This window comes from Mesorhizobium sp. CA4, from assembly GCF_020165075.1.
Taxonomy (GTDB): Bacteria; Pseudomonadota; Alphaproteobacteria; order Rhizobiales; family Rhizobiaceae; genus Mesorhizobium.
Window position 1 is genome coordinate 1 of record NZ_JAIUHK010000056.1, and the last position, 18,512, is coordinate 18,512.

Genomic DNA, 18,512 nt, shown 5'->3' on the forward strand with positions numbered 1-18,512 from the left:
AAGCGATTCGTGTGTCATCTCCAGCGTAGAATCACAACCGATTCCGCGCCGCAATACCTATCTTAGCGCCTATGCCCGCGAGGGGGAGATCAGATGTCGCCGCCGCTTTCGCCGATCGCCAACGTAGCGGGATACATCATGCCCCTCGCAAATAGTCCGCCAGCGCCACCGCATTGTTGTGCGCCTCGTCATGCGCGCCGTAGAGCAGCGTCACCTTGCCCTCGCGCACCAGGCCACGCAGCTGCGCCACCGCTTCCTTGTTGGAGTCGAGCTCGGCCCGATATCGCTTCTGGAACTCGCCCCAGCGCTCCGGCTCGTGCCCGAACCATTTGCGCAGTTCGTCGCTCGGCGCGATCTCCTTCAGCCATAGCGTCAGTTCCGCGTCCTTCTTGCTGACGCCGCGCGGCCAAATCCGGTCGACCAGGACCCGCTGGCCGTCGGCCTTCGCCGGCGGCTCATAGACACGCTTCACCGCAATGTCGAAGGCCACTTACGCCTCCTTTGCCAAACAATTCCGGGAAAAGTGTGCAGCGGTTGGGCTCGGCAACTTCGCCGTGGCCGTCCGTTCGGAATTGCGCAACAAAAGTACCGTTACGCCCACTCGCCCTTGCGCATCACCGGCACCCGGCTGCCATCCTTGGCCACGCCGTCAATGTCGATCTTGTCGGAGCCGATCATCCAGTCGATGTGGATGAAGCTCTTGTTGCCGCCGCGCGTCGCGATCTCGTCCTGGCTGAGCGATGCGCCGTTGACGAAGCATTTCGAATAGCACTGCCCGAGCGCGATATGGCAGGCGGCGTTCTCGTCGAACAGCGTGTTGAAGAACAACAGCCCGCTCTTCGCGATCGGCGAGGAATGCGGCACCAGCGCCACCTCGCCGAGCCGCCGTGCGCCCTCGTCGGTGTCGAGCACCTTCTGCAGCACGTCCTCGCCCTTCGAGGCCTTGGCCTCGACGATCCGCCCACCCTCGAAGCGCACCGAGATGTCGTCGATCAGCGTGCCCTGGTAGGAGAGCGGCTTGGTCGAGGAGACGTAGCCCTCGACGCGCCTCGCATGCGGCGTGGTGAAGACCTCCTCGGTGGGGATGTTCGGGTTGCAGGTGATGCCGTTCTTCGCCGTCGAAGCGCCGCCCATCCATTCATGGCCGTCCGCCAGCCCGACGGTCAGGTCGGTGCCCGGTCCGGTGAAATGCAGCGCGTGGAAACTGTGCTCGTTGAGCCATCTCGTGCGCTCGGCCAAGGCGGCGTTATGGGCCTTCCAGTTGCCGATCGGGTCCTCGACATCGACCCGCGAGGCCGAGAAGATGGCGTCGGCGAGCTTCACCACCGCGACGTCGTCGGGCTCGCCCGGAAACACTTGGCGAGCCCAGGCAAGGTCGGGATAGGCGACGATGTTCCAGTTGATGTCGAAGCCGGTGATCTTCTCCAGCGCCGGCTGGTAGGCTATCGAGTTCGCCTTGTTGGCGCGCGCCACCTTGGCCGGATCCTGTGACGAGAGCAGCGATGGATCCTCGCCGCGCACGGCGAGCCGCGCCGCATTGTTCGAGAAGGCCTTCGCCATGCCTTCATAGAGCCAGCCGGCGGCGCGGTCGAAGCCGGCGTCCGCCCCATAGCGGAAACGCGCCAGGGTGATTTCGTCGTCGTTGAAGATCGGCGTCACCAGCCCAGCACCGGCCTTATAGGCGTGCTCGACAATGCGTCGGGTCAGCGGCAGTGCCGCGATCGAGGAGGTCAGCACCAGGTCCTGTCCGGGCTGCAGCTGCAGCCCGACCTTGACGGCGACTTCCGCCAGCTTGTCGAGCTTCACCGGGTCGATGCTTGCCGAAACGCCGCGCGAATGTGTGGTCATGATCCTGCCTGCCGTTATGTTGGGGGTCTCATCCTTACATAGACCGCTGCGATTGACCTTTCCACCGCGATCGACCGGCCTGCTCTCAAGCAGGACGAACCGCGTCGTTGAAGAGTACGGAGCGGTTATGCGGCGCTGTCCAACGCCTGGAACTGCGCCATGGTCGCCTCGATCTCCTCGCGGATCCACACCTTGAAGTCGCGCACCTTGCGGCTTTCGCGCTTGGTGGCCGAGGTCACCAGCCAGTAGCCGAGCCCGCTTTCGGCTCTGATCCCGAAGGGCGCGACCAGCCGGCCGTCGGCCAGCGCGTCGGCGGTGAGCAACTGCCAGGCGAGCATCACGCCATGGCCGGCGATCGCCGATTCCAGGCAAAGCATCGGGTCGGTGAAACGCGCGCCCTTCTGGAAGGTGACCGGCTCGACACCGGCCGCCTCGAACCAGCCGTCCCAGCTGAACATCGAACGCTCGTCGGTGATGGCGCAGGTCTGCGCGAGGTCGCCGATCGACTTCAGCCTGGCCGCGATCGAGGGAGCGCAGACCGGAAATACTTCCTGCGCAAGCAGCAGTTCCGAATGCACACCCGGCCAGTCGCCGTCGCCCATCCGGATCGCGACGTCGATATCGGAATAGTCGAGATCGGAGAGCTTGCCCGATGCGTCGATGCGCAAAAGCACGTTCGGGTGTCGCGCGAAATGCCGCGACAGCCGGGGCAGCAGCCATTTCGAGGCGAAAGCCGGCGCCACCGAGACGACCAGCGTGCACTCGTTGGCCTCGTCGGCCATCGCCACCGCCTGCGCAAGCTCGCGGAAGCCGGCGCTGAGCCGCGCAGTTAAGGCGCCACCGAATTCCGTCGGTACGAGCCCGCCCGGCGTCCGTTCGAACAGCGCCTGTCCCAGCTGCTTTTCCGTGCGCTTGACCTGCTGGCTGACGGCGCTGACCGAGACGTTAAGCTCCGCCGCCGCTCCCGCCAGCGATCCCAGCCGGGCGACGGTTTCCACGGCGCGCAGGCCGTTGAGATGGACGCGGTTCAGCATAGCCATCCAGTTTTTCTAAAGTGAACGCACAGAAATCTCAATTGAAACCCGACAGGAAACGGCAGAATTTAGCCGAAGCAACCTTGAACATGAGATAGCCCCATGAAGATTTTATCTTTTCTGAAAGGGCTTTCCGCCGCCGAGGCGAGGCCGCGCGACGACGGCGAGACCGCTCGCTGGATCACCGATCCGCTGTCGCATCCGGTGCTCGACACCATGTCGGAGCGCGAGCTCGGCGATATGCCCTTCCGGCTGACGGCCCGCCGCACCGCATATGAGACGATGGGTGCAGCTGGGCGCTGAGTTACACGCCTTTTCGGCGGCACTCCCCCTCATCCGGCCGCTTCGCGGCCACCTTCTCCCCAAGGGGAGAAGAGATGGCGCCGGCACCGACAGGCTCCTCTCCCCACCGGGGAGAGGTCAGCCGAGCGAAGCGGAGGCTGGGTGAGGGGACGTCTGCGCTTGGCCCAACGCAAGCACGGTTGTTTCGCCTGCGCACACAACTATTTTTCACCGCAATGAACGCCTCGCCATCTCCCTTACGGCTTGCTCTCGCCGGCATGGTCGCGCTCGCGGTCGCCATGGGCATCGGCCGCTTCGTCTATACGCCTATCCTGCCCGGGATGATGGAGGAGCTGCATTTGACGCCGGCCGATGCCGGCTGGATCGCATCCGCCAATTATATCGGCTATCTCATCGGCGCTTTGGCCGCGGCCGGCGGCTGGGCGCATGGCCGCGAGCGCATGCTGATGTTCGCCGGCCTCGCCGCCAGCGCCGTGCTCGCGGCTCTGATGGGGCTCAACGAGACCATGGCCGCCTTCCTCGTCATCCGCTTCCTCGCCGGCCTCGCCAGCGCCTTCGTCATGGTGTTCATGGCCTCGATCGTCTTCAGCCATCTGGCTGAGGTTGGCCGCGGCGATTTGCAGGCGCTGCATTTCGGCGGCGTGGGCCTCGGCATTGCCGCGTCCTCGGCGCTGCTGGCGATCCTCGTCTCCGAACATGCGGATTGGGCCGCGGGCTGGCTCTGGTCTGGAGCGCTTTCGGCCGTCGGCCTGCTTGTCGTCGCGCTGCTTGCCGGCTCGACCACCCCGGCCAATGTCGCCGACGGGCGCGAGTCGGCGCTGCCGAAGGACAGGTCCCTGGTGAAGATGATCGTCGCCTACGGGCTGTTCGGTTTCGGCTATGTGGTGACGGCCACTTTCCTGGTCGCCATCGTCCGCCAGGGCGGCGGCGGGCGCGTCTTCGAGGCGACTGTCTGGTTGGTCGCCGGCCTCGCCGGCTTTCCCTCGACATGGCTTTGGCAGAAGCTCGCCGGCCGGATAGGGCTCTCTGCCGCTTACGCCGCGAGCTGCCTGGTCGAGGTGGTCGGCGTCACCGCCAGCGTCGTCGTCAAGGGCGCATCCGGACCGTTGATTGCCGGCGTCCTGCTCGGCGGCACCTTCATCGCCATCACGGCGCTGGGCTTACAGATGGGCAGGCAGCTCGCGCCCAGGGCGCCGCGCCGCATCTTCGCGGTGATGACGGCAGCCTTCGGTCTTGGCCAGATCGTCGGCCCGATCGCCGCCGGCCTGCTCGCCCAGGCCTCGGGCAATTACGTGCTTGCCTCGATCATGGCGGCGGCGGCGCTGCTCGCCTCCGGCGTCATTGCCTGGTCGGCCGCGCCAAAATCGCCATGATTTGCGGTTTGTTCGATGCCGGGCGTCGGGCACGGGCATTTTCTTTCCGCCTAATGTGTGACTTTATGCCCGCCGAACAGCAATGCCGCTGATTTGCGGTCAGACCGAGGAAACCCGCCACAGTGTTCGTATCCTTCTTCCCGCAGCCGAAGCTCTTCTTCACATCGGCCGCCGTCTGGAGCCTTGCCGCGATCCTGTTCTGGTTCTTCGGCGGCGAGCAGCTGGGCGCCGTCTTCGGCCTGCCCCCGGTAGCGGCCGGCACGCCGCCCATTATCGGCATCGCGGTGCTGTGGTCGAAGCCGTTCCTGTGGTTCTACATCTACTTCGTGGCCTGCGTGGTGATCTTCTACGCCTTCTGGAGCTGGTACGCCCCGCACCCGTGGCAGAACTGGTCGATCCTGATGACTGCCGTCATCCTGTTCTTCATCTACTTCAACGTTCAGGTCTCGGTTGCGGTCAACAATTGGTATGGCCCGTTCTTCGACTACGTTCAGGGCTTGATGTCGGGAACGACGTCCTCGACCGACACCGAATTCTACAAGGGCTTGGCCGATTTCTCCTGGCTGGCGCTGGTCGGCATGAACGTGCAGGTGGTCAATGCCTTCATCGTCAGCCATTGGATCTTCCGCTGGCGCACCGCGATGAACGATTACTTCATGGCCAATTGGGGCCGGCTGCGCCACATCGAGGGCGCTTCACAGCGTATCCAGGAAGACACGATGCGCTTCTCGCAGATCATGGAGGATCTCGGCTCGACCTTCGTCCAGTCGATCATGACCCTGATCGCCTTTCTCCCGGTCTTGATTCAACTGCAGGCCCACATCACCGAACTGCCGATCATCGGCACGGTCCCGCAGCCGCTGGTCGTTGCCGCATTGGGCTGGTGTCTGTTCGGGACGATTTCCGTCATGATCGCCGGTCTCAAACTGCCCGGTCTCCAATTCCGCAATCAGCGCGTCGAGGCGGCCTACCGCAAGGAACTCGTCTATGGCGAGGACCATCCCGACCGGGCGCAGCCGGCGACGACCACGGAACTGTTCGCCAATGTGCGCCGCAACTACTTCAGGCTCTATTTTCACTACATCTATTTCAATGTCGTGCGATACACCTACCTGCAGGCCGACAACATCTTCTCGCTGCTGATCCTCGGGCCTTCGCTGGTTGCGCACAAGATCACCTTCGGTGCCCTGAACCAGATATCGAACGCGTTCGGCAAGGTCACGAATTCGCTGCAGTTCCTGCTGAATTCCTGGTCGACGATCGTCGAGCTGCAGTCGGTCCATAAACGTCTGCGCGCCTTCGAAGCGACGCTGCAGGGCGAACCGCTGCCAGACATCGACCAGCGCTATCTTGCCCGTCACGGCGCGGAGGATCCCGCCTGAGCTGAAGCTAGACCGTGGGCGCCTCAGCCGCCCACACTCGCCTGCGCATTGCCGGCGCGCTGGCGCGCGACATAGTCGCGGAAACTGATGCACTCGACATCCGCCTTCACGCAGACGTCGCCGGCGAAGCGCTCCAGCGCATTCCAGTAGGCGCCGTTATTCATCAATGTGAAGTGGAAGCCGAGCTCCATCGGCAGGCGCTTGCCGTTGTACTGAGCCTCGAAGGCGGCGTGGAACGTCCGGTAAGCGCGGTCGGCGAACTCGTCCGCCATCGACGGCTTCTCCAAGCCGTTCGAGTGGCGGACGTAGAGATTATAGTCCATGGCGACCACCGGCTTCGATTTCGGCCCTTCCGGAATCTGCGGCAGGGCAAAGCGGGTGGTGCCGTTCTTCGTTGGCGGCACGGCCGGGCCGTTCGAGACGCCGCTCGCGTCGTAGTCAAAGCCAGCCTGGGGCAGCGCTTCGTAAAGCGCCTTATCGGTGGACAGGTAGGGCGCGCGAAAACCGGTTACGGTATGGCGGGCGAAATCGCGCCAGCCGGGCGGCTCGGGAGAAATGCCGTTGATCGTATAGGCGTTTTCGAAAATGCGCCGCGCGGACGCGAATTCGGCCAGCCAGTCGGCCTTGCTCCAGTCCTTGCCGTCGAAATGGCCGCAGGCATGGCTGCCGATGTCGTGGCCTTCGGCCGCGGCGAGCCGGAGCTGTTCCAGCCGCTCGGCGACATCCTGTTTCGAGGCGCCGAAGCCGACATTGGATTTGCCGGCGGCCTTGCCGGGGCCGGCATATTGCAGCCGCGTCTCGGGAGAGAGCAGGAAGACGCAGGACAGGAAATAGGTGAAATGCGCGCCCGTGCGCTTTGCCAGCGCCCGGCTGCGCTGCCATTGCGAGATCTCCCGGGCGGCGTCGAACGAGATCAGCACGACCTGCTTGGGGTTGGCCGGCAAAGCGGCTGGCGATTTCGGCGGATCGGCGAAGACGACATTGGCTGAGGCGAGCGAGGCGAGACTGAATGCAAGGACGCGGTACGAACGAAGCATTGGCAACCTTCTGGCGGGGACGTCTCCGGCTGATCGGAAGCCGGCTATCGCGCAAATGTGGCGCGGTTGCGTTCGGGCAAGCTCCGCCGGCGCCGGACATCCCCAGCCGATTTTCCGGCCCGCCCCCTTCCATGCCGACGAAATTTCGCTAAAACGCGGGCTCAAGAAGCGCCCCCTTCCGGGGCAGCAATGGTTTTGGTTAATGTCGGACGACAGTTTTATCCGCGAAGTCAACGAAGAGATTCGTCGCGAGCAGGCGCAGGCGCTGTGGGATCGTTTTGGCCCGGCCATTCTCGGCATCGCCATCCTTATCGTGCTGGGAACGGCGGCCGTCGTCGGCTACCGATACTGGGACGAGAGCCGTGCCAACCGTTCGGGCGACGCCTTCTCGGCTGCGTTGAAGCTCGCCAATGACGGCAAGAACGACGAGGCGATCGCCGCGCTCGATCAGCTGGAGAAGGACGGCTACGGCGCCTATCCGCTGCTTGCCCGCATGCGCGCCGCGACCGTCAAGGCCGACAAGGGCGACATCGACGGCGCGGTCAAGGATTTCGACGAGGTCGCAGCCGACAACGCCATTCCCGCCGGCATCCGTGACATCGCGCGGCTGAGGGCCGCGTTGTTGCTCGTCGATCATGGTTCCTACGCCGACGTCTCAAGCCGCATCGAGGCGCTTACCGCCGACACCAATCCGCTGCGCCACTCGGCGCGCGAGGCGCTCGGCCTAGCCGCCTGGAAGGACGGCAAGTCGGCCGACGCGCTCAAACTGTTCGACCAGATCTCTTCGGACGAAGCCGCCCCGCGCAATGTGCGCCAGCGGGCACAGCTGATGTCCGAGCTGATCCGCGGGTCGGGCAACGCTTCGTGATCCGGGATGGGCTTCAAAGTCGCCATCATCGGCCGGCCTAACGTCGGCAAATCGACTCTTTTCAATCGCCTGGTCGGAAAGAAGCTGGCGCTTGTCGACGACACGCCGGGCGTGACGCGCGACCGCCGCGTCCATGCGGCAAAACTCTACGATCTCCATTTCGACGTCATCGACACCGCCGGCTTCGAGGACGCGGCCGCCTCGACGCTGCCCGGCCGCATGCGCCAGCAGACCGAGATCGCGATCCGCGAGGCGGACCTCATCTTCTTTACGGTCGATGCCAAAGCCGGCCTGATGCCGGACGACCGCACCTTCGCCGAAGTGGTGCGCAAATCCGGCAAGCCGGTGGTGCTCGTCGCCAACAAGGCCGAGGCGCGCGGCGCTCAAGGCGGAATGCTGGAAGCTTGGGAGCTCGGCCTCGGCGAGCCGATCCCGGTTTCGGCCGAGCACGGCCAGGGCATGCCCGACCTGCGTGATGCGGTGATCGAAGCGCTCGGCGAGGAACGCGCCTTCGGCGAGGACGAGGAAGACGATAGCGACGAGATCGCCGCCAGCGAGGTGCTGATCGGCGAGGACATCGCCGACCCCGACGCTGAAGCACCCTATGACGACACCAAGCCGCTGCGCATCGCCGTTGTCGGCCGCCCGAACGCCGGCAAGTCGACGCTGATCAATGCGCTGATCGGCGAGGAGCGGCTGCTCACCGGCCCGGAAGCCGGCATTACGCGTGACTCCATTTCGGTCGACTGGGACTGGCGTGGCCGCAGGATAAAGCTGTTCGACACGGCCGGCATGCGCCGCAAATCCAGGATCCATGAAAAGCTGGAAGTGCTCTCGGTGCAGGACGGCCTGCGCGCCATCCGCTTCGCCGAGATCGTCATCATCGTGCTAGACGCCACCATTCCCTTCGAGAAGCAGGACCTGCAGATCGCCGATCTCATCATCCGCGAGGGCAGGGCGCCGGTGATCGCCTTCAACAAATGGGACCTGATCGACAATCCGCAGGAATTGCTGGCCGAGCTGCGCGAAAAGACCGAGCGGCTCTTGCCGCAGGTGCGCGGCATCCAGGCGGTGACGGTCTCGGCTGAGACCGGCCGCGGCCTCGACAAGCTGATGGAGAGCGTCATCAAGACGCACAAGGTGTGGAACAGCCGCGTCTCGACCGGCAAGCTCAACCGCTGGCTGGAAGGTATCCTCGCGCATCACCCGCCGCCCGCCGTTGCCGGCCGCCGGTTGAAGATCAAATACGTCACGCAGGCCAAGACCCGCCCGCCGGGCTTCGTCGTTTCGTGCTCGCGGCCGGACGCGATGCCGCAATCCTATGTCCGCTATCTGACCAACAGCCTGCGTGAGGCCTTCGACATGCCCGGCGTGCCGATCCGCATGGCGCTGCGCACCTCGGACAATCCGTTTGCGGGCAGGGCGAAGAAGCGCTGAGGGCTTAAGCGGATAGCGGCAACGCCTCTCCAGTCATCCACGGGCGGAGCAAGGAGCGAAGCGACGCGCGCAGACCCGAGGATCCATTCCGTGACTTCGAGGCGCCGCGGCGGTTCAGAATTCTGCACCGCTGCATCCCTCGCGCAAGGTAACGGAATGGATTCCATGGTCTGCGCGCGTCGCTTCGCTCCTTGCTTCGCCATAGAATGACGAGCGCGATAGGGGCCAAGACCTCACGCGACCTCCCGCAGCCCATCGCCGGTTCGCGTCCCCTCAGGCAGCGTCTCCAGCGCCGCCTGCAAGAGAATCTCCGCCAGCCGCGTCGCCACCGGGTCGAGCTCGGCGTCCTTCTGATGCAGGTGCAGCGCCATCATCGGCAGCGCCGGCAGCCCAAGCACGCCCGGCGCGATCGCCCTGACATTGGCTGGCAGGCCGATGTCGGTGCGGATCGTCAGGCCGAGACCCGCCGCCACCGCCGCCCAAATCCCGCCGAGGCTGGGGCTGGAGAAAGCCATGCGCCAGGGCATGCCGGCGCGGTCCAGCGTTTCGGTCGCGACAGTGCGCAAGAGGCAAGGCGCCTCGAACACCACCAGCGGCAGCGGCTCGCCATCGGGCTGACCTGCCTCGATCGGCTTGGCCGGGCCGATCCAGCGCGCCTGCACGTCGGCGACATGTCGGCTGTAGGGCAGGGTCGTGCCGTCATGCCAGGCAAGCGCGATGTCGAGATTGCCTGACAGGACGCGCTCGGCCAGCTCGTGGCTGCGGCCGATCCGCGCTTCGATGCGCACTTTGGGATGGGCGCGGGCGAAGCGGCCGAGCACCTCGGGCAGCACGGCCTCGCCGAAATCCTCCTGCAGGCCGAGCCGCACCCAGCCTTCCAGCTCGACGTCGCGAATAGCGGAGGCTGCCTCGTCATTGAGCTCGATCAGCCGCCGCGCATAGCTAAGCATCGTCTCGCCGGCCTCGGTGAGCGCCAGGCCGCGTCCCGCCTTGCGGAAGACCGGCGTCGCGGCCTGCCCTTCCAGCTTCTTCAGTTGTTGCGCTGACGGCGGACGTCGAGCGCCCGAGCCGTTCGGCCGCCTTGGCGAAGCTGCCCAACTCCATGCCGGTGACGAAGGTCCTGAGGACATCGAGGTCGAATGTGATGCGGCGCATGAGACTGTCCAGATTTTCAGGATTGTTGGTCAAAAACTTCCTGATTTTATGGATGAAGCTATGGCGCTACATCCGGTCGATCAAGCCGTCAGCCGGCCGTCACGGGAATGGAACCATGTCCGCCATCGTCGCCCGCAACCACTGCCAACCGCCTGATGCATGCGCCGGCGCCTCCGCCCGCCGCGCTTTCGGCCCCAACCATCGCTGGAAAGTTCTGGGCATCGGCGTCGCCGCCAATGCCGGCTTCTCCGCCACCTTCTCCGGCCTTCCGGCGACCGCCGTGGTGATGCGCCAGGGCTACCATCTCGACAACGCCTCGCTCGGCCTTGCGCTTGGGCTGCTCGGCCTCGGCGTTGCGCTGAGCGAACTGCCCTGGGGCGTGCTCACCGACCGCTGGGGCGACCGCCGCGTGCTCCTGACCGGACTCGGCGCGACGGCCGCATGGCTCTTCATAATGGCCATGCTCGTCGTGCCGACAAGAATGGCGGTACCCGGCGTCGCGCTGCTCTCGGCAAGCCTGCTCGTCGTCGGCCTGCTCGGCGGCAGCGTCAACGGCTCCAGCGGCCGCGCCATCATGGGCTGGTTCGGCGAGCGCGAGCGCGGCTTCGCCATGAGCATCAGGCAGACGGCGGTGCCGCTTGGCGGCGGGCTGGGCGCGCTTGTCCTGCCTTCGCTGGCGTTGAGCTTGGGATTCACCGCGGTCTTCGGCCTGCTTGCGGTCGTCTCCGCGCTCTCGGCCTGTTTTGCCTGGCGCTGGGTGCACGAGCCGCCGGTGGAAGGCGGCGGTCACCCCACCACTACCGCAAGCGGCCCGGCGCCCTTGCGCAACATCGAGGTGTGGCGCATCTCGACCGCCATCGGCCTGCTCTGCTTTCCGCAGGTCGCGGTGCTGACCTTCGCCTCGGTCTTCCTGCATGATTTCGCCGGCATGGGCACCTTTGTGACCAGCGCCAGCCTTGCCGCGGTGCAGACTGGCGCCATGGCGATGCGCGTCTGGAGCGGCCGCTTCACCGACCGCCACGGCGCCCGCCGGCCGTTCCTGAAAGTCTGCAGCGCGTTGAGCGCCTTAGCCTTCCTGGCGCTGTGGCTGCTGGTGATCGGCGCCGCCGGATCGCCATTGCTGCTGCCGCTGCTTCCGCTGATGGTCGTCGTCGCCGGCATATCCGTCTCCGCCTGGCACGGGGTCGCCTATACCGAGCTTGCCACGCTTGCCGGCGCCGGTCATGTCGGCACCGCGCTCAGCCTTGCCAACAGTTTGTGTTCATCGGCTTCTGCCTGGTGCCGATCGCTATTCCGTGGCAGCTGGTGGTCTTCGCATGGCCGGGCGTGTGGCTTGCGGCGGCTTTCTGCGCGGCGCTCGCCTGGCCGATCTTCCTGCGCGAGGCCTGATTCACTCAAACTGATGCACCCACCCAGGCCTGATTCCTCATCGGCCCGCTGTGGAAATCGCAAGCCGGCTTTCCTCAAACATGAAAAGAACATGATCGATGTCGTTAACCCCGCATCAAGGTTAATGCTTCATTTTGGCTCTCCGGGGTCAGTAGCGTTCTGGAGAGTTCAGTGCATCGACGCGTTTCCATGCGGCTTGCCGCCGCCGCCGTTGCGAAAAAACGTTCCTTTCTTCCTCCTTTGGTGCTCGGGCTCGGCATTTGGATCGGCTTTCCGTCGGCCGTCGCCTTTCAGGATATGGCAAGCCTGATCTCCGGCCTGGAATCGTCCGACACCCGCTGGAACGCCTATATCGAGAAATCCGCCGCCGGCTCGGTGCATGCGGCCGAAATGCCTTTCGTCGATTCCACCACCACCGGCTCGCTCTCCGGCTCCGGCGTGAATTTGCCGGGCGTGGGCACCGTCGCCTTCCGAGGCAAGGGCAGCGCCGCAGGCGTGACGCCCGATGAGGACCGTGTCGTGCGCGCCGACAAGAAGGGCCGTATCGTCCAGGTCTCGCCGGTCGCGCCGCCCAAAAATTTCAGCGCTGGCTCGATTTTCAAGCGCACCTCCTCGCTGCTGCGTCCCGCGATGGACAGCGACCTGAAGCTCACCTTCGCCAAGCCAGGCATCAAGGGCAAGGAAGTCCAGATCGCCCAGGCCTTCCATCTGCGCGAAGACAAGAAGCCGGATCCGGATCTGCCGGCGGCTCTCGTCGCACTCGTCAACAACGATAAGCCGGACATCCTCGCCACCGCCTATGCGCAGTCGGCGCCCGACTACGCCAAGGCTTCGCCCTTCGAGGCGCTGCTGCAGGACGATCCGAACAACGGCCGCTTCATCCCGCCTATGGGCAAGGGTGACCACGCCTGGATGCAGAATCCCTTGCCGGCGGCCGTCTTCTCCAAGCCGGAACAAGAATGCCTCGCCAAGGGCATCTATTTCGAGGCGCGCAGCGAGCCGGTGCGCGGCCAGGCCGCGGTCGCCCAGGTCATCCTCAACCGCGTCCGCAACCCGGCCTATCCGAAGACCATCTGCGGCGTCGTCTACCAGAACGACGACTGGTTCAACCGCTGTCAGTTCTCCTTCGCCTGCGACGGCAGGAAGAAGAGCATCACCGACCAGGCTTCCTACAAGACCGCCCAGGAGGTCGCTATGGCCGTGACTGCTGGCAAGATCTTCATTCCCGAGGTCGGCTCGTCGACGCATTATTACGCCAACTACGTCCATCCGGGCTGGGCGCGCGCCATGCAGCGCATGACCAGGATCGGCCTGCATATCTTCTATCGTACCTATGGCGGCGGCTGGAGCTGAGCCGGTAAAGCATGTCTCCCGAAAGTGGTAAGCGGTTTCGGGACAAAGACATGCGCGAAATCAAAACCCAAAGCGCATGGAGCGAATCTGAAAGATCGCGACGCGCTTTAGGCGGCTCGAGCCGAGCCGCCTAAACGACGCCTCCGGCTGTCCTCCCTCCGGCGCCCGGAATGCCCCGGCGGGCGCGGCTCGTCGCGCGGATTCGCGTCGAGTCCTCACGCGGGCGAGAAGGGCACGATGTCGCACCTCGATAACTCGTTGATTTGATTGCAAAAAATACATCGCTTGGAAGTTCGGCCCGTGGCTTGACGGGCGCGGACCCTCTAACTATGTTGCCGGCGACTTTAGAAGCGGACGGACGGCAATCGTCTGCCCGGGCAGGGGGGTTGCGATGGCCGACAAAACCGGGCCAGACGGAACCGGAGAAACCGGCCGCGGCAGGCAGCCAGAAGCCACCAACCGCGACGACGAACTTGAGCGCCGCCGGCGCGATCTCGAAGCATCGCTTGCGACGAGACGCACGGATCGGCTCGAGGGGAAAGACGAAGCGAAAGCTGCGACCGGTTACGGTCAGGCGCTGAAACTGTCCAGCGAGTTCATCGCCGGGGTGGTGGTCGGCGTCGGCTTGGGCTGGATCATCGACCGCCTGGCGGGAACAGCGCCTTGGGGTCTGATCGTCGGCCTGTTGCTGGGCTTTGGCGCCGGTATACTCAATGTCCTGCGCTCGGCGGGACTGACATCCGAGTTCGGCCAGGGCGGCAAGCCGCGCGAGCCGAAAGAATGAAGTGGGGCGCCGCAAGGCGCTGAAGTGAACTTAAGAAGCCGGTTGTGGCTTTGACGGGGATTTAAAGTGGCTGCTGCTGACAAGGTCGATCCGATCCACCAGTTCCAGATCCATCCGATCATCCCGCTGCATATTGGCGGCTACGACGTCTCTTTCACCAACTCTTCCCTGTTCATGGTCGTGACGATCGTGCTGGCCTCGACCTTCCTCTATATGAGCACGGCGAGCCGCGCGCTTATCCCCGGGCGGCTGCAGTCGGTCTCCGAGATGGCCTACGAATTCGTCGGCAACATGCTGCGCGATGCCGCCGGCAAGCAGGGCATGCAGTTCTTCCCGCTGGTGTTCTCGCTGTTCATGTTCGTGCTGGTCGCCAACCTGATCGGCCTCTTCCCCTATTTCTTCACCGTCACCAGCCACATCATCGTCACCTTCACCCTGGCGATCCTGGTCATCGGCACCGTCATCGTCTACGGCTTCGCCAAGCACGGCTTCGGCTTCCTCAAGCTGTTCGTGCCGCATGGCGTGCCCGGCTATCTTCTGCCGCTGGTGGTGGCGATCGAAATCATCTCCTTCGTCTCGCGCCCGGTCAGCCTCTCGGTTCGTCTTTTCGCCAACATGCTGGCCGGCCACATCACGCTCAAAGTGTTTTCGGGCTTCGTCGTCAGCCTGAGCGCGTTTGGCGCCCTGGGCATCGCCGGCTCGGTCCTGCCGCTTGCGATGGCCGTCGCTCTTTCGGCGCTCGAGCTGCTGGTCGCCTTCCTGCAGGCCTATGTGTTCGCGGTGCTGACCTGCATGTATCTGAACGACGCCCTGCACCCGAGCCATTGATCGATTTTCACCGGCGCCCCGGCGCCAGCATATCCAACGTACCAACTGCAACGAACAGAGAAACCACAGGAGTTTTGAAATGGACGCAACTGCAGCAGCTGCTATCGGCGCTGGTATCGCCTGCATCGGCATGGGCGGCGCGGGCATCGGCCTCGGCAACATCTTCGGCAGCTACCTCTCGGGCGCGCTCCGCAACCCCTCGGCTGCCGACGGCCAGTTCGGCCGCCTGATCTTCGGCTTCGCCGTGACCGAAGCTCTGGGCATCTTTTCGCTCCTGATCGCTCTGCTCCTGGTCTTCAAGTAAGAGCCAGAGCTGACGAAAGGGGCCGCATGGTGCGGCTCCGTTCCATGGACAGGGGAATGAGATGTTCGTGACATCTGCCTACGCGCAAGAAACAGCGCCGGCCGCGGCCGAGGGCGATACGCATGCAGGCACTGCCGTGCCTGCCGCGGAGCATGAAGCGTTCCCGCCATTCGACGCCAAGACCTTCCCGTCGCAGATCCTGTGGCTGGTCATCACCTTCGGGCTCTTCTACCTGTTCCTGAAGCGCGTTGTGATGCCGCGTCTTGGCAGCATCATCGATGTCCGCAACGATCGCATCACCCAGGATCTCGACCATGCCGCAAGGCTGAAGGGCGAGGCGGACGCTGCCGTTGCTGCCTATGAGCAGGAGCTGGCGGAGGCCAAGGCCAATGCCAACAAGATCGGCCAGCAGGCGAACGACGCCGCCAAGGCGCAAGCCGAGGACACGCGCAAGAAGCTCGAGGCCGAGCTGGAGAAGAAGCTTGGCGAGGCCGAGGCGAGCATCGCCTCGATCAAGGCCAAGGCGATGAAGGAAGTCGGCACGATCGCCGAGGACACGACGTCGGCCATCGTCGAGGCGCTTGTCGGCGGCAAGGCCGACAAGGCCGAAATCGCGGCCGCGGTCAAATCCGCGAGCCGGTGAGGATAGGGATCATGGACGCCACATCACTCGCCACGCTCTGGGCCACCATCGCCCTGATCATCTTTCTCGGCGCCGTCATCTATCTGAAGGTGCCAGCTATGCTCGCCAAGTCGCTCGACTCCCGCGCGGCCAAGATCAGCGCTGAGCTCGAGGAGGCGCGCAAGCTTCGTGAAGAAGCCCAGCAGTTGCTTGGTCAGTATCAGCAGAAGCGCAAGGAAGCCGAGAAGGAGGCTGCCGACATCGTCGCCGCCGCCAAGCGCGAGGCTGAGCTGCTCGCTTCCGAGGCGGCCAAAAAGACCGAGGACTATGTCGCCCGGCGCACCGCGCTTGCCGAGCAGAAGATCAGCCAGGCCGAGCGCGAGGCCGTCAGCGAAGTGCGCGCCTCGGCCGTCGACATCGCCGTCGAAGCCGCCCGCGCGCTGCTCGCCGCCAAGGTCGATGCCAAGGCAGGCGCCGATCTGTTCAAGTCGGCGCTCAATGACGTGAAGGCCAAGCTGAACTGAGCTGAGTTCGAAGTTTCGCAGTCAAAAGCCGCCCGGGCAACCCGGCGGCTTTTTTGTTGGCGCGGATGATCTCCCCCCTCGAGGGGGAGATGTCGCCGAAGGCGACAGAGGGGGTCCTCTCACGTAGAGCGCCGACTTCATTTGCTGCCGCGGAAGGAGGCCGGCGCTTCACGCGCGATGACCCCCTCTGCCTGCCGGCCATCTCCCCCTCACGAGCGGAGATTATTCCAGCCCGGCGAAGCTCTCTTCCTCTTCTGCTATCTCGGCCCCGCCCAACCGGAACGGCGCGAACGAGGCCCGGTGCAGCCTCGCCACCGGGCCGTGCGCCTCGATGGCGGTGCGGTGCCGGACCGTCGCATAGCCCATATGCACCTCGAAGCCGTAATGTTCGTGGTGGCCGCCACAGCCGCACATCATGCGGTCGCGCATCACCTTGGCGACGATCGAGGCGGCGGCTATCGATTGCGAGCGCTGGTCGCCCTTGATGAGCGCCCGGCCTTCGCAGGCGAGACCAGGCGGAACGTCGCGGCCATCGGCCAAAGCGAGTTTCGGTTGCAGCGAGAGACCCGCCGCGGCGCGGCGCATCGCTTCCAGGCTTGCTTTCAGAATGTTGCTGTTGTCGATGCCTTCGGCGCTGATCGAGGCCATCGAGACGCTGAGCGCCGAGGCGAGAATCTTGAGGAACAGCGCCTCGCGCTGCAAATGGGTGAGGCGTTTGGAATCGTCGAGGCCTTCCGGGATACTGGCGGGATTGAGCACCACCGCGGCAGCCACCACCGGACCAGCGAGTGGACCGCGGCCTGCCTCGTCCATGCCGGCAACCGGCCACAGCCCGTCCGCCATCGCCTTCGTCTCGATCGAGAAGTCGGGCTTCTCGACCATTTCAAAGAGAAGCGGAGAATCGGAACGCGCGCGAGCCATGGTGCGGCGAGGTTCGCATCGGCTCCGATTCTCCGCAAGTCCTTCCGGGTCGGATGGGGCGTCGGACCGGGAAGGCACCGTCTCACGGCCGGGGGACAAGGGCCGGACGGAATTTCGAAACAAATGGCAATTCCAGACGGAAAATCACTTTGCCTGGAAGTGCTTAGCGCCGGCCCGTCATGGCCGGTGCTGGCGTCAAAGCAGCATCAGCTGCTCGCCGGCGCCGGAGCCTGCGACGAATTGGTCGGTACGGAGCTGCCGCCGCTCGACATTGAGGCCGAGCCGCTTGGCGGCGATCTCGAAGCGCCGGCCGATCTGCCAGGCATAGGGACCGGCGCCCTTCATGCGCTTGCCCCATTCGGAATCGTAATCCTTGCCGTCACGCATCGAGCGGATCAGCGACATCACATGCCGGTAGCGGTCCGGATAATGCCGCAACAGCCAATCCTTGAAGATCGGCGCCACCTCGAGCGGCAGGCGCAGGATGACGTAGCCGGCCTCCCTGGCGCCTGCGGCTCTGGCCGAATCGAGGATGCGCTCCATCTCCGGATCGTTGAGACCCGGGATGATCGGCGCCACCATCACCGATGCCGGAATTCCGGCATCGGAAAGCTGCCTGATCGCCTCCAGCCGCTTCGTTGGCGTCGACGCGCGCGGCTCCATGGTTCTGGCCAGCATGCGGTCCATCGTCGTCACCGACAGCGCCACTTTTGCAAGGCCGCGCTCGGCCATGCGCGACAGGATGTCGATGTCGCGCGTCACCAGCGCCGACTTCGTCACGATGCCGACCGGATGGCCGCGCGCCTCCAGCACTTCCAGGATCTCGCGCATGATCCGGTACTGCTTCTCGATCGGCTGGTAGGGATCGGTGTTGGTGCCGATGGCGATGGTGCGCGGCTGGTAGCCCGGTTTCGACAACTCCCTATCCAGCATGCGCACCGCGTCCGGCTTGGCGAACAGCTTCGATTCGAAATCGAGCCCCGGCGACAGGCCCATGAAGGCATGCGTCGGCCTGGCGAAGCAGTAGACGCAGCCATGCTCGCAGCCGCGATAGGGATTGATCGAGCGGTCGAAGGAAATGTCGGGCGATTCGTTGCGGGTGATGATCGTGCGCGGCTTTTCGACCTGCACTTCCGTCTTGAACGGCGGCAGCTCCTCCAGCGAGTTCCAGCCGTCGTCAAAGACATGACGGCTGGTCGGCTCGAACCGGCCGGACGGGTTGATGCCGGCCGAGCGGCCGCGATTGCGGTCGGGCCGCACGCGCATGCCGCTCTGCTCGATCATTGCATTTGCCATTTCGGCTCTTCCTGCTCCGAAAGCGGCAATGTCGGCGCGCACGATCTGTTCCAT

Annotated in this window: 18 protein-coding genes and 1 pseudogene; 12 read left to right on the plus strand and 7 right to left on the minus strand. The window is 64.7% G+C overall.

Translation table 11 applies throughout. The annotated features are described in order from the left end of the window. Positions 1-136: 136 nt before the first annotated feature. The 3 genes from LB528_RS28455 to LB528_RS28465 all read right to left on the minus strand — a co-directional run bounded on the left by LB528_RS28455 (position 137) and on the right by LB528_RS28465 (position 2,888). A complete protein-coding gene (locus LB528_RS28455) occupies positions 137-490 on the minus strand; it encodes a DUF488 domain-containing protein (protein ID WP_224717103.1) in 354 nt (117 codons plus the stop codon). A 101-nt stretch (positions 491-591) separates the two neighbouring features. After that, on the minus strand, positions 592-1,848 hold the full coding sequence (locus LB528_RS28460) for an aminopeptidase (RefSeq protein ID WP_224717104.1): 1,257 nt from the start codon (positions 1,846-1,848) through the stop codon (positions 592-594). Between the two features lie 125 nt (positions 1,849-1,973). After that, on the minus strand, positions 1,974-2,888 hold the full coding sequence (locus LB528_RS28465) for a LysR substrate-binding domain-containing protein (RefSeq protein WP_224717105.1): 915 nt from the start codon (positions 2,886-2,888) through the stop codon (positions 1,974-1,976). Between the two features lie 96 nt (positions 2,889-2,984). Here LB528_RS28465 and LB528_RS28470 point away from each other — a divergent pair, with 96 nt between their 5' ends. The 3 genes from LB528_RS28470 to sbmA all read left to right on the plus strand — a co-directional run bounded on the left by LB528_RS28470 (position 2,985) and on the right by sbmA (position 5,940). Next, entirely contained in the window at positions 2,985-3,185 is a 201-nt protein-coding gene (locus LB528_RS28470) for a hypothetical protein (protein ID WP_224717106.1), read from the plus strand. A gap of 257 nt (positions 3,186-3,442) precedes the next feature. Next, positions 3,443-4,558, plus strand: coding sequence for a YbfB/YjiJ family MFS transporter (locus LB528_RS28475; protein ID WP_224717107.1), 1,116 nt, complete (start codon positions 3,443-3,445; stop codon positions 4,556-4,558). A gap of 122 nt (positions 4,559-4,680) precedes the next feature. Further along, the gene (gene sbmA, locus LB528_RS28480; RefSeq protein ID WP_224717108.1) at positions 4,681-5,940 is read left to right on the plus strand and encodes a peptide antibiotic transporter SbmA; all 1,260 of its coding nucleotides are present in this window, start codon (positions 4,681-4,683) and stop codon (positions 5,938-5,940) included. 23 nt (positions 5,941-5,963) lie between these two features. Here the strand turns inward: sbmA and LB528_RS28485 are convergent, their stop codons facing one another. Then, positions 5,964-6,977, minus strand: coding sequence for a polysaccharide deacetylase family protein (locus LB528_RS28485; RefSeq protein ID WP_224717109.1), 1,014 nt, complete (start codon positions 6,975-6,977; stop codon positions 5,964-5,966). 202 nt (positions 6,978-7,179) lie between these two features. On the opposite strand from LB528_RS28485, the gene LB528_RS28490 reads away from it, so the two are divergent. Then, on the plus strand, positions 7,180-7,845 hold the full coding sequence (locus LB528_RS28490) for a tetratricopeptide repeat protein (RefSeq protein ID WP_224717110.1): 666 nt from the start codon (positions 7,180-7,182) through the stop codon (positions 7,843-7,845). A 6-nt stretch (positions 7,846-7,851) separates the two neighbouring features. After that, a complete protein-coding gene (gene der, locus LB528_RS28495) occupies positions 7,852-9,282 on the plus strand; it encodes a ribosome biogenesis GTPase Der (protein WP_224717111.1) in 1,431 nt (476 codons plus the stop codon). Positions 9,283-9,515: 233 nt separating this feature from the next. Here der and LB528_RS28500 read toward each other — a convergent pair. After that, positions 9,516-10,437, minus strand: a pseudogene (locus LB528_RS28500) (LysR substrate-binding domain-containing protein). 115 nt (positions 10,438-10,552) lie between these two features. Between LB528_RS28500 and LB528_RS28505 the strand changes: the two are divergent. From LB528_RS28505 to LB528_RS28535, 7 genes are all read left to right on the plus strand, one after another. Beyond that, positions 10,553-12,136 carry an MFS transporter gene (locus tag LB528_RS28505; RefSeq protein WP_224717112.1) on the plus strand — a complete coding sequence of 528 codons (1,584 nt, stop codon included), beginning with the start codon at positions 10,553-10,555 and terminating at the stop codon, positions 12,134-12,136. Then, entirely contained in the window at positions 12,124-13,179 is a 1,056-nt protein-coding gene (locus tag LB528_RS28510; protein ID WP_224717113.1) for a cell wall hydrolase, read from the plus strand. The genes LB528_RS28505 and LB528_RS28510 overlap by 13 nt, the downstream gene beginning before the upstream one ends. Positions 13,180-13,570: 391 nt before the next feature. Further along, positions 13,571-13,963 carry an AtpZ/AtpI family protein gene (locus LB528_RS28515; protein ID WP_224717114.1) on the plus strand — a complete coding sequence of 131 codons (393 nt, stop codon included), beginning with the start codon at positions 13,571-13,573 and terminating at the stop codon, positions 13,961-13,963. A 66-nt stretch (positions 13,964-14,029) separates the two neighbouring features. After that, a complete protein-coding gene (locus LB528_RS28520; protein WP_224717115.1) occupies positions 14,030-14,791 on the plus strand; it encodes a F0F1 ATP synthase subunit A in 762 nt (253 codons plus the stop codon). A 79-nt stretch (positions 14,792-14,870) separates the two neighbouring features. After that, positions 14,871-15,095, plus strand: coding sequence for a F0F1 ATP synthase subunit C (locus LB528_RS28525; protein WP_027164582.1), 225 nt, complete (start codon positions 14,871-14,873; stop codon positions 15,093-15,095). Between the two features lie 61 nt (positions 15,096-15,156). Next, a complete protein-coding gene (locus tag LB528_RS28530) occupies positions 15,157-15,738 on the plus strand; it encodes a F0F1 ATP synthase subunit B (RefSeq protein ID WP_224515942.1) in 582 nt (193 codons plus the stop codon). 11 nt (positions 15,739-15,749) lie between these two features. Next, on the plus strand, positions 15,750-16,241 hold the full coding sequence (locus LB528_RS28535) for a F0F1 ATP synthase subunit B (protein WP_224515944.1): 492 nt from the start codon (positions 15,750-15,752) through the stop codon (positions 16,239-16,241). Between the two features lie 222 nt (positions 16,242-16,463). Here the strand turns inward: LB528_RS28535 and LB528_RS28540 are convergent, their stop codons facing one another. Continuing rightward, positions 16,464-17,162 (minus strand): ribonuclease HII, encoded by a 699-nt coding sequence (locus LB528_RS28540; RefSeq protein ID WP_224515946.1) that lies wholly within the window; start codon positions 17,160-17,162, stop codon positions 16,464-16,466. A gap of 195 nt (positions 17,163-17,357) precedes the next feature. Further along, positions 17,358-18,512: a PA0069 family radical SAM protein gene (locus tag LB528_RS28545; RefSeq protein ID WP_224717116.1), complete on the minus strand. Its 1,155-nt coding sequence runs from the start codon at positions 18,510-18,512 to the stop codon at positions 17,358-17,360.

Coding starts and splice junctions, on each gene's coding strand:
- LB528_RS28460 (WP_224717104.1), bottom strand. CDS start 1,848: ATGACCACACATTCGCGCGGCGTTTCGGCAAGCATCGACCCGGTGAAG.
- LB528_RS28465 (WP_224717105.1), bottom strand. CDS start 2,888: ATGGCTATGCTGAACCGCGTCCATCTCAACGGCCTGCGCGCCGTGGAA.
- LB528_RS28470 (WP_224717106.1), top strand. CDS start 2,985: ATGAAGATTTTATCTTTTCTGAAAGGGCTTTCCGCCGCCGAGGCGAGG.
- LB528_RS28475 (WP_224717107.1), top strand. CDS start 3,443: ATGGTCGCGCTCGCGGTCGCCATGGGCATCGGCCGCTTCGTCTATACG.
- LB528_RS28485 (WP_224717109.1), bottom strand. CDS start 6,977: ATGCTTCGTTCGTACCGCGTCCTTGCATTCAGTCTCGCCTCGCTCGCC.
- LB528_RS28490 (WP_224717110.1), top strand. CDS start 7,180: ATGTCGGACGACAGTTTTATCCGCGAAGTCAACGAAGAGATTCGTCGC.
- der (WP_224717111.1), top strand. CDS start 7,852: ATGGGCTTCAAAGTCGCCATCATCGGCCGGCCTAACGTCGGCAAATCG.
- LB528_RS28505 (WP_224717112.1), top strand. CDS start 10,553: ATGTCCGCCATCGTCGCCCGCAACCACTGCCAACCGCCTGATGCATGC.
- LB528_RS28510 (WP_224717113.1), top strand. CDS start 12,124: ATGGCAAGCCTGATCTCCGGCCTGGAATCGTCCGACACCCGCTGGAAC.
- LB528_RS28515 (WP_224717114.1), top strand. CDS start 13,571: ATGGCCGACAAAACCGGGCCAGACGGAACCGGAGAAACCGGCCGCGGC.
- LB528_RS28525 (WP_027164582.1), top strand. CDS start 14,871: ATGGACGCAACTGCAGCAGCTGCTATCGGCGCTGGTATCGCCTGCATC.
- LB528_RS28530 (WP_224515942.1), top strand. CDS start 15,157: ATGTTCGTGACATCTGCCTACGCGCAAGAAACAGCGCCGGCCGCGGCC.
- LB528_RS28535 (WP_224515944.1), top strand. CDS start 15,750: ATGGACGCCACATCACTCGCCACGCTCTGGGCCACCATCGCCCTGATC.
- LB528_RS28540 (WP_224515946.1), bottom strand. CDS start 17,162: ATGGCTCGCGCGCGTTCCGATTCTCCGCTTCTCTTTGAAATGGTCGAG.
- LB528_RS28545 (WP_224717116.1), bottom strand. CDS start 18,512: ATGGAACAGATCGTGCGCGCCGACATTGCCGCTTTCGGAGCAGGAAGA.